We start from the raw sequence: 12,185 nt of genomic DNA on the forward strand, positions 1-12,185 counted from the left end.
ACGGAGCGTGCAGCAGGCAGAGATCATCAGTCCGAAATTGCCTGCGATCAGCGATCTCCCGACGGTCGCGGTTGCCTTTGGCGGCGGCGGCGCGCGCGGGCTTTCCCATATCCATGTTATCGAGACGCTCGACGAACTCGGCATCCGGCCGGTGGCGATCGCAGGCTCGTCGATCGGCTCCATCATGGGGGCCGGCATGGCGGCCGGCATGTCCGGCGCCGAAATCCGCGAACATGCGCTGGAGACCGTTGGCAACAAGACGGCCGTGGTCGCCCGCATCTGGGGTCTGAGGCCGGCAACGGTGCGCGATGCGGTGGCCAAGGGCATCCGCATCGGCCAGTTCAATCTGGAGCGTATCCTCAAGGCCTTCCTGCCGTCCGAGCTTCCGGCCCGCTTCGAGGACTTGCTGGTCCCGATGAAGGTCATCACCACCGATTATTACGGGCAGCACGAAGTCATCATCGAGCAGGGCGAGTTATTCCCGGCGCTGGCGGCCTCTTCCGCCATTCCCGCGGTTTTTATGCCGGTGCGCTTGCACGGCCGCGTGATGATCGACGGCGGCATCAGCAATCCGGTGCCCTATGAATGCCTGATGGATCTTGCCGATATCGTCATCGGCATCGATGTCGTCGGCGCCCCCGAAGGTGACGGCACGCATATTCCGAACCGCATGGAAAGCATCTTCGGCTCCGGCCAGCTGATGATGCAGACGGCGATCTCGCTCAAGCTGAAGCTTTGCCAGCCGCAGATCTTCCTACGCCCTGCGGTCGGCCGTACCGGCGTCATGGATTTCCTGAAGGCCCGCGAAGTCCTCGCCATGTCCGTCGGCGTCAAGGACGACCTCAAATTCGCCCTCGACCGCGAGATCGAAGCGCGCTTGAAGCGCTAGAGCCTTACTCTCATTGGGCGTGGCCCTCATGGCCGCCGCCCGAGCCGTTCGATGCCTCATTCATCATCATGACGGTGCCTTGGAAGCTTGAGAGGCCGGCCTCGGCATCTTTCAGCCTCGCAGCCAGCCCGGCGGCATCATTTGTGGAGAGCCCGATCTTCTCCAGCGTCCCGGCGTCCTTCAGGCTATCGCCGCTGCAAAGATAAACGCTCCAGCCATGATGCGTCTTCTTCATCAGGGCGCGTCCACCGCGCCCGTCCTGTCGCCAGCCGACGATCGCCCAATCGGCCTGAACGACGACCGGCGCGATATCAAGCGGCTTGTCTGGCCGTTCGAACATCAGCTTCAGCCTTGCCGGGATCGCCTGCTGCGGATCGTCACCGGCAGATGCCGTCGAGGCAAGCAACAGGCAGGCGAGAATAGCGATAATCTTCTTCATCCGATGGCATCTTCAAGCGAGAACGCGTTTCAACAATGGTACGAACCGAACGACGAGCTGGTCGAAGGCGATCATGACGACAATGGCAAGCCCGCTCATCGGGAAGGCGATGGCAAAAATTCCGGTGATCACCCACAGGCCGTAATAGACCGAGCGCTGCGGCGGCATGGGCGGCACGCCTAGGCGGCCGGCTGGGCGCCGTTTCCACCACATGACGACAGCCGTCACGCAGCTGAGCACAATCGCCAGACATGTTGCGAGCATCAGCAACTGATTGAAGCGCCCCCATTCCTGTCCCTGATGGATATTGATGCCCCACTCAATCGCCCGACCGAGCAACGGATACTGGTTGAAAGCGATATCGATCAGAGGTTTGCCGGAGTACTGGTCGATATGGATGGTCCGTTCGTCGGAAAGATCCTCGGGATAGAGCGAGGCGGTATAGACGCCTGTTTCATCGGATGGGATCGCCACGTCGAAGCCCGGCGCCATGCCCAACCGCTTGGCAATCTCGACGGCTTTGTCGAGGCCGATTGGCCTGGCTGATTGCGCCGCGGCGATATCGGAAAGCGGAACCAGCGCCTTCTCGACGATCCAGCCGCTCTTCGGAAGAATGTCTTCGGTGATTTTCCGCGACTTCGGCACGTCGTCCCAGAGCTGAACCGGATAGCCGAGACCGTGTTCGGTCAGCCAGGCATTGGCGTTCGCGCCCCAATAACCCGACCAGGGCATGCCGGTTATCGCCAGGAAAAAGATCAGGACACCGGCAAAGGCGCCGGTCACCGCATGCAGGTCACGCCAGAAAACGCGGCGGCCGGGCGTCCCCCGCACGCTGACGATGCCCCCTGTCTGGCGTCGCGGCCACCAGAGATAGATGCCGGTGACGACGAGCACCATGGCGAAGCCGCCGGCAATTTCGATCAGCCGGTTCGCTGTGTTGCCGAAATAGGCGAGGCTGTGGATGCGCTTGACGACATAATTGAACTCGTCGATCGATCCGACCACACCGAGCACCTTGCCGTCATAGGGATTGACGAAGACCAGCGTGGAGCCGGCATCGCCGGAGACGGTGACGATCGCCGATCGCTCCGGCAGAACCGGGTCCTTGTAGGATGTCGCGGTTGAGCCCGGCACGGCGGAGGCCGCGATCTCTGCGATCCGCGCCGCCGGCAGCGTTTTGCCGGTCGGCTGGACTATGTAACGGTAGCCGAAGAAGGTGCTGTTGATCTCATCCTTGAAGAGATAGAGCGATCCGGTAATGGCCAAGTTTAGCATGAAGGGTATGACGAGAAGCCCGGCAAAGAAATGCCAGCGCCAGATGGCGCGATAGAGCGAAACGCCGTGTGCAGCGTCCTCCGCCGGTTCGGCAGCAGTAGTAGTCGACATGAGAATGGATCCGCATCCACGGCCGACTGCAGGAAAGCAGGTTGGCCGGCGTTGAAAGGCGCGTTACGGCGCCCGCCGCAACACGGAGTTCAGGCAGGGATCGGATCTGAAGGAGGAGCGCGAGGCCCGGTATTGGGCGGGAAAAGCTGGCGGTGGAAGGCCTCGGCCCGGATCGGCAATTCAACCGTAACCGCAAAGGGTATAGGAGCGCCGGCGACATCCGTCGGCGTCGGCAGCAGGGTCGAGGCGCTGATCCGGCAGGCCTCGCAGCCATGCGAATGGGCTTTGTCGTGCTGGCCTTGGTCGGATTTGTCGGTGACGGTGACGCAAAGCGTCGGCAGTGTCCCATCAGGAAGCACATATTGGGCGAGTTCCGCCGGGCCAAGATCGCCGGCGGCTGCGGCGGGAACCTGGTGGGCGAATCCGACGAAGACCAGTGCGACCGCGCAGAGGATGCGCAGTGCCCATTGTTCGATTTGTCTCCCCCGCCTGATCAAGATTCCCTCTTCGATCGCTCCGATCGTGCGTTTTGATAGACGCCGCGCCGCGCATATTCAATGCGTCAATTTCGTAAACTGTTAGACGCGATCAGGCATCCTCGACCGCGTCCGCCGTGCCTGCCAGCGGATCGTCCTCGAATGGATCGGCGGCGCGTTTCGGCTTGACCAGCGGTTCGGGACGGACGGGGCGGGAAAACAGCATGTCGCGCCCGGCCTGCAGCCCTTCGGAAACCTGCAGCACGAGACGCGCCTCGTCGCGCTTGCGGATATCCTCGCCGATTTCATAGGCGTTGACCTCGGAAACGCCGAGCGCTTCCAATGTTCGCCGTCCGAAGAGCAGGCCGGATTCCAGCGTTTCACGCAGTTCGTAATCGACGCCCTTGTTACGCAGTTCGATAGAATGGATGCGGTCGTAGGAGCGCACGTAGAGCCTGGTATGCGGATAGTCCGCCTGCACCAGCTCCACCACCTTGTCGGTAATTTCCTTCTTCTGCGTGCAGACGAGCACGATCTTCGCTCGGTCGATGCCGGCCGAGCGCAACACGTCCTTGCGGGCGCCGTCGCCAAAATAGATGCGGAAGCCGAAGGAGGAGGCCTGTCGAATGCGGTCCGCCGAAAAGTCGATGACGGTGACGCTGCGCCCGCCGGCAAGCAGGATCTGGGCGGCGATCTGGCCGAAACGCGAGAAGCCGACCATCAGTACGTCGGCGCCCGCACCCTCGAAATCCTCGTCCAGCTCCTCCCGTTGGTCATCGTTGAGCAGCCGTTTCGAAAGAGCCGCACCGATCGGCGTCAGCGCCATGGAGAGCGTCACGATCGCGACCAGCAGCGATGCCGTGCTCGTCGACATCAGGCCGCTCACACCCGCCGTGGTGAACAGCACGAAGCCGAATTCGCCGCCCTGCGGCAGCAGGAAAGCGATCCGGATCGCATCATTGTGCGGTGAGCCCGAGATCCGGCAGAGCCCGTAGATGATGATCGCCTTGACGGCCATGACGATCGGCACGGCGATGATGATGAAGAGGGCGTTGTCGACGAGGACGTCGAGTTCCAGCGACAGGCCGACGGCGATGAAGAAGATAGCGAGCAGCACACCGCGGAACGGCTCGATGTCAGCCTCCAGCTCGTGCCGGTAGGAGGATTCGGCCAGCATGACGCCGGAAAGGAAGGCGCCCATCGCCATGGAAAGCCCGGCAAGCTGCATCAGGCTCGCCGATCCCATGACGACGAAGAGAGCGGCCGCGATCATCGCCTCGCGCGCACCGGTCCGGGCGATGATCTGGAAGAGCGGCGTCAGCAGGTATCGGCCCATGACGATCATCGCCGCAACCGCGCCGACGGCGACGGCGAAATCGGTGAACGGGGCATTGCTGCCCTTGCCGCCGTCGAGGACGGTGATCAGAGCCAGGAGCGGCACGATCGCCAGGTCCTGGAACAACAGCATCGAGAAGGAGCGCTGCCCGTATTTCGTGTTGACGTCGCCGTCGCCCTCAAGGATCTGCATGGCGAAGGCAGTCGAAGATAGCGCTAGGCCAAATCCGGCGACGATACTGCCACGCCAGTCGAGAACTTGGGAAAACCACGCAAGCGCGGTCAACGCCAGGCCTGTCAGCACCACCTGCGCCGTGCCGAGGCCGAAAATGTCGCGCCGCATCTGCCAGAGACGGCTTGGCTTCAGCTCCAGCCCGATGATGAAGAGCAGGAAGACGACGCCGAGCTCGGCGACGTCGAGGATCTGCTCGCCGTCGGTGATGCCGTGGAAGATCGGGCCGATGACGATGCCGGCGGCAAGGTAGCCGAGCACCGTGCCGAGCCCGAGCTTTTTGAAGATCGGAGCGGCGACAACCGCGCCCCCGAGCAGCAGGATCGTTTCGGAAAAAAGGGCATTGGGCGCTGACATGCTGACAATTTCTTTCGACGGCGGAGAGCATGCAGGCGGCTCCGACAAAGAATCGGCGGCGGCGGCCTTGATGCCTGGGAGAGTGCACAATAAATGGAAGCCGAAGGAAAGGCCAAATCATGTCCTCTGAAATCGATTCCTCGACACTTCTTTCCCGTGCAAGTCAATTGATCGATCTGGCAAAAAAGGCCGGGGCCGACGCCGCCGACGCCGTTGTCGTCCGGTCGCGCTCGCAATCGGTCAGCGTACGCCTCGGCAAGGTCGAGGGAACGGAGTCCTCCGAAAGCGACGACTTCTCGCTGCGCGTCTTCATCGGCAAGCGGGTCGCCAGCGTTTCGGCCAATCCGGGCTTCGATCTTCAGGCGCTTGCCGAACGCGCCGTCGCCATGGCGAAAGTTTCGCCGGAAGACCCTTTCGCCTGCCTGGCCGATGAGGCGAACCTCTCGAAATCCTATCCCGATCTGCAATTGCTCGACACCACGGAAGTCTCCTCCGAGATGCTGCGCGAGGCAGCTCTTGCGGCCGAGACGGCGGCCCTTGCGGTCGAGGGCGTCACCAATTCTTCCGGCGCCGGTGCGTCCGCCGGCATGGGCGGCCTGGTTCTTGCCACCTCGCACGGTTTTGCGGGCAGCTACATGGCTTCCCGTTTCGGCCATTCCGTCAGCGTCATCGCGGGCGAAGGCACGGGTATGGAGCGCGACTATGATTTCGATAGCCGTCTCTACTATGGCGAACTGGACGATCCCTCGGAGATCGGCCGCCGCGCCGGCGAACGGGTGGTAAAGCGCATCAATCCGCGCCAGGTGCCGACCGGCAAGGGCGTCACCGTCATCTTCGATCCGCGTGTCGCCCGTGGTTTCGTCGGCCATATCGCCGGCGCGATCAACGGCGCCGCTGTTGCCCGCAAGACGAGCTTCCTGCGTGACAAGATGGGCCAGCAAGTTTTGAAATCGGGTCTGTCGATCACCGACGATCCGCTGATCGTGCGTGGGCCCTCCTCGCGGCCCTTCGACGGCGAGGGCGTGTCCGGCGAACGGCTTGTCATGATCGAGGACGGGGTTCTGAAGCACTGGTTCCTCTCGACTTCAACCGGTCGTGAGCTCGGCCTTGAGACCAACGGCCGCGGCGTGCGCGGCGGCAGCGCCGTGACGCCTTCCTCGACCAACCTCGCCCTCGAGCCCGGCGACATCTCGCCGGAGGAACTGATCCGTAGCGTCGGCAACGGTTTTTATGTCACCGAATTGATCGGCCACGGCGTCAACATGATCACCGGTGAATACAGCCGCGGCGCGACCGGCTTCTGGATCGAGAACGGCGAACTGACCTTCCCGGTTTCCGAGGTGACGATCGCCTCGAACCTCAAGGACATGTTCATGCGCCTGACGCTGGCAAACGACATAGATCGCAAGTTCGGCGTCGCCGCCCCCACCTTCGCCATCGAAGGCATGACGCTCGCCGGGCGTTGAGAAACGGATAGACGCAATGAGCGACTTGGATAAAGCCCGCTGGCAGAGCGATCTCGCGCTGATCGCCGATGCCGCGAAAGAGGCGGGCGCGGTCGCTTTCAGCTTCTTCAACCAGTCGCCCGAGGTCTGGTGGAAGAACGAGGACCGCTCTCCGGTCAGCGCCGCCGATTTCGCCGCCAACAAGACGCTCGAAACCATCCTGCGCAAGGCCCGGCCGGATTATGGCTGGCTGTCGGAGGAAACCGAGGACGCCGCCGACCGGCTCTCCCGCGAGACACTGTTCATCGTCGACCCGATCGACGGCACGCGCGCCTTTCTCGGCGGGCAGAAGGTCTGGTGCGTCAGCGTTGCCGTCGTTCATCGCGGCCGGCCGGTGGCCGGCGTGCTCTATGCGCCGGCGCTCGAAGAACTCTATGAGGCCGTCGAGGGTGGTGTGGCGCTGAAGAACGGTGTGCCCCTGATCGTTTCGGCCGCGGGACCGGACGAGATCAGCCGCCTCGCGATCGGTGAAGACGTGTTGAAAACCTTGCCGCCGGAGTTCCGCGACCGGGTCAGGCGCGAGAAATACATTCCCTCGCTCGCCTACCGCATCGCCATGGTGGCCGACGGACGTCTCGAAGGCACCTTCGTCAAGGGCAATTCGCATGATTGGGACCTTGCCGCTGCCGATCTGATCCTCGCCTGCGCCGGCGGCGGCCTCGTCGACCTCGCCGGCAAACCGGTCGTCTACAATCTCGCCAACGTCACCCACGAGGCGCTTTGCGCGGCTTCAGAACCCCGTCTCACCGAATTTCTCGCAGCCTTTACGGGGCGACGAGACAGTTGACGTTTTCGTCAAAATCCCGCAGATGAGGTGTCGGAGGAGAATAGGCAGAAAGAGAACAAGAAAATGACTGACTCCGGTGACAAGAAGCAGCTTTTGCATCTCGTTTTTGGTGGCGAACTGGAAAGCCTCGATGACGTCCAGTTCCGTGATCTGAACGGTCTCGATATCGTCGGCATTTTCCCCGATTATGCCACGGCGCTGACAGCCTGGAAGGCGAAGGCGCAGCAGACGGTCGACAATGCGCATATGCGCTACTTCATCGTCCACATGCATCGTCTGCTTGATCCGCAGTCGAAGGGCAACTGACCCTGGCACATGCGGCCGGTCAACCGCTCGTCGAGCGGGGATTTCGTACATCGAGCTCCCGTCGATCGGTTTGTTTGACGCATTCTGAACAAATTAATCGGTCATTCCGGCCGCAACGATGATTGGGGAATGGGGTTGATGTCGATCGCTTTTGATCGGAGGCTGGCGCAATGAGTTCCCGTATAGCGCGGTTCGGTCTGAGCGCATATCGTCTGGCGGGAACCGTGGCCTCTCCCGTTGTCGGCCTCTATCTCACCTACCGCACGGCCAAGGGCAAGGAAGACCGCGCGCGCCGCCTGGAACGCTTCGGCTATCCGAGCGCCAACCGGCCGCAGGGGCCGCTCGTCTGGTTCCACGCAGCAAGTGTGGGCGAAACCAACGCCGTCATCCCGCTGATCCGCGAAATCCGCCGTCGCGACATCCATGTCATTCTGACGACCGGCACCATCACATCAGCCAAGCTCGCTGCCGAGCGCATTGGCAACGAAGCGATCCACCAATATGTGCCGCTCGACCTGAAACCCTCCGTCAGCCGCTTTCTCGAATATTGGCAGCCCGATTGCGCCATCATCGCCGAATCCGAGATCTGGCCGGCAACGGTTCTGGAACTCGGCCGCCGCCGCATTCCGCAAATCCTGATCAATGCCCGCATGTCGGACCGCTCTTTCGCCCGCTGGCGCCGCCGCCCTGCGATCGCCGAAGCCCTGTTCGAAAATCTCGCCCTCGTCATTGCCCAGTCGGATGTCGATGCCGAGCGTTTCCGCGATCTTGGTGCGGTCCCCGTCATCACCTCGGGCAATCTGAAGGTCGATACCGACGCACCGCCTTATGACAGCGCTGTCCTTGCTCGCTACAAGAAGCAGATCGGCGAGCGCAAGACCTGGGCGGCGATCTCGACCTTCGACGGCGAGGAGAACGCTGCGGCCATCGTTCATCGCGCGCTCAAGGAGCGCGATCGTCAATTGACGATCATCGTGCCGCGCCATCCCGAGCGCAGCGACGAGATCGAGGCGGCGCTGGTCAAGCACGGGCTGAAGGTCGCGCGCCGCACCCGCGACGATGCCTTGTCCGCCGATGTCGATATCTTCCTCGGCGATACGATCGGCGAAATGGGCCTCTATTTGAGACTGACGGAAATCGCGTTCGTCGGGCGCTCGCTCTTTGCCGAAGGTGGTCAAAATCCGCTGGAGCCCGCCATGCTCGGCTGCGCCATCCTCTCCGGCGGTCATGTGCAGAATTTTCGCGAGGCCTATCAGAAACTCGCCCGCAGTGGCAGCGCCCGCATGGTGCGCGATACCGAAATGCTGGCCAAGGGCGTGCATTATTTGCTGACCAACGACGAAGCCCGTCGCAACATGATCGAGGCCGGCATCACCGCCGTGCATGAGATGCGCGGGGCTTTGACGGCGACGGTGAAGGGGCTGGAGCCCTATATCAATCCCCTGACGGTCAAGGCGCGGCTGTTGCCGAAGGCCGTGGCGCAGGTCTGAGGAGGCGCAATTTTGGCCGCGGCTGGTATCAAAGGCATCCTCTTCGACAAGGACGGTACACTGCTCGATTATGACGAAAGCTGGCTGCCGGTGAACCGGGAGCTTGCCCGCATCGCCGCCAAGGGGGATCAGGCGCTCGCCGACCGGCTGCTTTCGGCCTGCGGCATGGATCCCGCGACCGGTCATATCGTTCCCGACAGCCTGCTTGCCGCCGGCAATACCCGCCAGATCGCCGAAGGTCTCGTGGCAGCGGGCTCGATGGTCGATGTCGACGAGCTGACGATCCGCCTCGACGAACTCTTTTCCCATGCTGCCCAATTTTCCGTGCCGGTGACCGATCTCGCCGGCTTCTTTGCCCGGCTGCATCAGCGCGGCTTCAAGCTCGGGGTCGCCTCCAGCGACAATGAACGCTCGATCCGCCAGACGGCGGAACGTTTTGGTTTTGCCCGCTATGTCGACTATATCGCCGGTTACGACAGTGGTTTCGGCGTCAAGCCGGAGCCCGGCATGGTGCTCGGCTTCTGTGCCGCGACCGGCCTTTCGCCTGACGAAATCGCCATGGTCGGCGACAACAACCACGATCTGCACATGGGTCTGAATGCCGGTGCGGGGCTGAGGATCGCAGTGCTGACGGGCACCGGTTCGCGGGAATCGCTTGCCGCCGCGGCCGATCATGTGCTCGACGACATCACCGCCATCGAGACGCTGCTGCCGGATCTGCAGCCTGCCTGACCGGTAAGGGCTTGCATTTTCACCGATTTTAGCTTCTCAATCCGGCCGGTCGAAACGCAAGGGGCTGGCTGCGGCTGGAGCAATTCCAGCAAAAATGCACAGCGGTTTTGCATTCGGGACCGCGGGGGAACAAGGCGGGCAGGGGAGCAGGACGGCAAGATGATATCCGAAGCGCCGCCGTTCTGGTGGAGGAAGGCCGACTGGCGGGCCTGGCTGTTGCTGCCGCTTTCCTTTCTCTACGGCCGCATCGCAGGTCATCGCATGGCCTATGCGCGCCGCGCCTCTGTTCCCATTCCCGTCATCTGCGTCGGCAACTTCACCGTCGGCGGCGCCGGCAAGACGCCGACCGCCTTGACGATCGCCCGCGCCGCCAAGGCGAAGGGGCTGAAGCCCGGTTTCCTCAGCCGGGGTTATGGCGGCTCGCTCGATGTAACGACGGTGGTCGATCCCGATCATCACCGGGCGGTGGCCGTCGGCGACGAGCCGTTGCTGCTCGCCCAGGAGGCGCTGACGGTGATTTCCCGCAGGCGCGTCGAAGGGGCTCAGCGCCTGGTGGCGGAGGGCGCCGATCTCATCATCATGGATGACGGTTTCCAGAGTGCCCGGCTGGCGATCGACTATGCCCTGCTCGTCATCGATGCGACGCGCGGTCTCGGCAATGGTCATATCGTGCCGGGCGGTCCGGTGCGCGCGCCGATCCGCCAGCAGCTGCGCTATGCCACGGCGCTGCTCAAGGTCGGCGGCGGCAATGCTGCCGACAGGATCGTCCGAATGGCGGCGCGTGCGGCAAAACCCTATTTCACCGCATCGCTGAAAGTGCGCAGCGACAATACGCTTGCCGGCGCGAAGGTGCTTGCTTTCGCAGGCATCGCCGATCCGGCCAAATTCTTCCGCACTGTGGAATCACGCGGCGCCGAAATCGTCGTCGCCAAATCCTTCGGGGACCACGAGCACCTGACCGAGGAGGAGATCGACGACATCCTGACGACCGCCGACGGGCAGGGGCTTTTGATCGTCACCACCTCCAAGGATTTCGTCCGCCTCTCCGGCCATCACGGCAAGGCGGAGCGGCTTGCCGAAAAGAGCAGGGTGATCGAGGTCGACATGGTGTTCGAGGATCACAGCGCACCAAGCCTCATCATCGACCGGGCGATCGCCGCCTGCCGGGAGCGGCGCCTGCGGGAAATCAAGGCCGGGGTTAAAGCAAGTCCAGGCAAGGCCGACCCGCTCTAGTGGGCTGCTGCAGTGGCACTGCGGCGACGCTCCTGAAGGCTCGATCCGCTCGGAGGATGCTGATGGAGCAACGCTCCTCATACGATCGAGCGAAGCAAAGTTTCGCGGGCGGAGGTCAGATGCGACCGGCAGGCGCGATCGATCAAAGCGATATTGCGGCTTTCGAGGGCGTCGATCAGCGCGAGATGTTCCCTGATGGCGATCTCATTCCGCGTGCGTTCATCACGCTTGTTCCACTGATAGTGATAGTGGAAGACCATGGCTATCACGTCTTGGAAGCCTTCGATAAAGCGGTTTGGCGAGACTGCCGCAATCAGCCGATGGAAGCGGCTGTCCAGCTCCGAGAAATCCTGAAACCGAGCGTCGATATCCGCGAGCAGTTCCAAATGCGCTGCCCGTATGGCACGGACCTGCTTCCAGACCGGCGAGCTGTCGGGCAGGGTAGCGAACAGTCGTGCGGAGCGCATTTCGAACATCTCTCTGATTTCGAACAGTTCGAGTGCGAAGTTCGCGGTGAACCCTTTAAAAATCCAGCCTGCATTCTGACGCTTCTCGATCAGCCCATATTTTTGAAATCGATTGAGAAATTCACGCACGATCGTTGTCGCGACGCCGAATTTCCTGGCCAATTCCGCCTCATTGATTTCGGTGCCCGGACAGGCATTGTCGCGCAGCATCCATTCCATGAAACTCGTCTCGACCTGTTCCGAAATGGCTAAGGTCTCTTCCTTCGGATAGCGCTCCGCCTGTAGCGGCTGCTCACCTATGATCCGCCTGTGCGCTTCAGATATGATGATCCCACGGGCGGACATCCCGGCCAGCACCTTCCGCACCGTCGTTCTGCTCACGCCGAGTTGGGCGCGCAGGGCGTTTTCCGACGGCAATTCCTCCCCGAGATCGAGCGTCCGAATGATATCGATCATGTCGTTGAATGCTCTCTTGAAGGTTGTATCTGGTCTCATTACGCAATCCTAGAGATGGTTATATATCTATAAAAAACAAGTTGACCCACGTGTAT

The 12,185-nt window shown here is 62.2% G+C and carries 12 protein-coding genes; 7 read left to right on the top strand and 5 right to left on the bottom strand.

Features of this window, described 5'->3' with window-relative positions; translation table 11 throughout:
- Positions 1 to 7: 7 nt before the first annotated feature.
- Positions 8 to 889: a patatin-like phospholipase family protein gene (locus EFB14_RS29325; RefSeq protein ID WP_126830115.1), complete on the top strand. Its 882-nt coding sequence runs from the start codon at positions 8 to 10 to the stop codon at positions 887 to 889.
- 10 nt (positions 890 to 899) lie between these two features.
- On the opposite strand, the gene EFB14_RS29330 is transcribed toward EFB14_RS29325, so the two are convergent.
- The 4 genes from EFB14_RS29330 to EFB14_RS29345 all read right to left on the bottom strand — a co-directional run bounded on the left by EFB14_RS29330 (position 900) and on the right by EFB14_RS29345 (position 5,114).
- Positions 900 to 1,328 carry a copper uptake system-associated protein gene (locus tag EFB14_RS29330; RefSeq protein ID WP_126830117.1) on the bottom strand — a complete coding sequence of 143 codons (429 nt, stop codon included), beginning with the start codon at positions 1,326 to 1,328 and terminating at the stop codon, positions 900 to 902.
- Positions 1,329 to 1,340: 12 nt separating this feature from the next.
- Positions 1,341 to 2,714: a PepSY-associated TM helix domain-containing protein gene (locus EFB14_RS29335; RefSeq protein ID WP_126830119.1), complete on the bottom strand. Its 1,374-nt coding sequence runs from the start codon at positions 2,712 to 2,714 to the stop codon at positions 1,341 to 1,343.
- Between the two features lie 89 nt (positions 2,715 to 2,803).
- Positions 2,804 to 3,211 carry a hypothetical protein gene (locus EFB14_RS29340; protein WP_126830121.1) on the bottom strand — a complete coding sequence of 136 codons (408 nt, stop codon included), beginning with the start codon at positions 3,209 to 3,211 and terminating at the stop codon, positions 2,804 to 2,806.
- Positions 3,212 to 3,302: 91 nt separating this feature from the next.
- Positions 3,303 to 5,114 carry a monovalent cation:proton antiporter-2 (CPA2) family protein gene (locus tag EFB14_RS29345; protein ID WP_126830123.1) on the bottom strand — a complete coding sequence of 604 codons (1,812 nt, stop codon included), beginning with the start codon at positions 5,112 to 5,114 and terminating at the stop codon, positions 3,303 to 3,305.
- Between the two features lie 119 nt (positions 5,115 to 5,233).
- On the opposite strand from EFB14_RS29345, the gene EFB14_RS29350 reads away from it, so the two are divergent.
- The 6 genes from EFB14_RS29350 (at position 5,234) to lpxK (ending at position 11,167) form a co-directional block, all read left to right on the top strand.
- Positions 5,234 to 6,580, top strand: a complete 1,347-nt coding sequence (locus EFB14_RS29350; RefSeq protein ID WP_126830125.1) for a TldD/PmbA family protein — start codon at positions 5,234 to 5,236, stop codon at positions 6,578 to 6,580.
- A 16-nt stretch (positions 6,581 to 6,596) separates the two neighbouring features.
- A complete protein-coding gene (locus EFB14_RS29355; RefSeq protein WP_126830127.1) occupies positions 6,597 to 7,406 on the top strand; it encodes a 3'(2'),5'-bisphosphate nucleotidase CysQ in 810 nt (269 codons plus the stop codon).
- A 63-nt stretch (positions 7,407 to 7,469) separates the two neighbouring features.
- A complete protein-coding gene (locus tag EFB14_RS29360; RefSeq protein WP_125843889.1) occupies positions 7,470 to 7,712 on the top strand; it encodes a DUF4170 domain-containing protein in 243 nt (80 codons plus the stop codon).
- A 170-nt stretch (positions 7,713 to 7,882) separates the two neighbouring features.
- Positions 7,883 to 9,202 carry a lipid IV(A) 3-deoxy-D-manno-octulosonic acid transferase gene (gene waaA / locus EFB14_RS29365; protein WP_125843890.1) on the top strand — a complete coding sequence of 440 codons (1,320 nt, stop codon included), beginning with the start codon at positions 7,883 to 7,885 and terminating at the stop codon, positions 9,200 to 9,202.
- 9 nt (positions 9,203 to 9,211) lie between these two features.
- Positions 9,212 to 9,934, top strand: a complete 723-nt coding sequence (locus tag EFB14_RS29370) for an HAD family hydrolase (protein ID WP_125843891.1) — start codon at positions 9,212 to 9,214, stop codon at positions 9,932 to 9,934.
- Between the two features lie 159 nt (positions 9,935 to 10,093).
- On the top strand, positions 10,094 to 11,167 hold the full coding sequence (lpxK, locus tag EFB14_RS29375; RefSeq protein WP_125843892.1) for a tetraacyldisaccharide 4'-kinase: 1,074 nt from the start codon (positions 10,094 to 10,096) through the stop codon (positions 11,165 to 11,167).
- 77 nt (positions 11,168 to 11,244) lie between these two features.
- Here the strand turns inward: lpxK and EFB14_RS29380 are convergent, their stop codons facing one another.
- Positions 11,245 to 12,129: a GntR family transcriptional regulator gene (locus EFB14_RS29380; protein WP_126830129.1), complete on the bottom strand. Its 885-nt coding sequence runs from the start codon at positions 12,127 to 12,129 to the stop codon at positions 11,245 to 11,247.
- Positions 12,130 to 12,185: the final 56 nt, after the last annotated feature.

Source organism: Rhizobium fabae, from assembly GCF_003985135.1.
Lineage (GTDB): Bacteria > Pseudomonadota > Alphaproteobacteria > Rhizobiales > Rhizobiaceae > Rhizobium > Rhizobium pisi.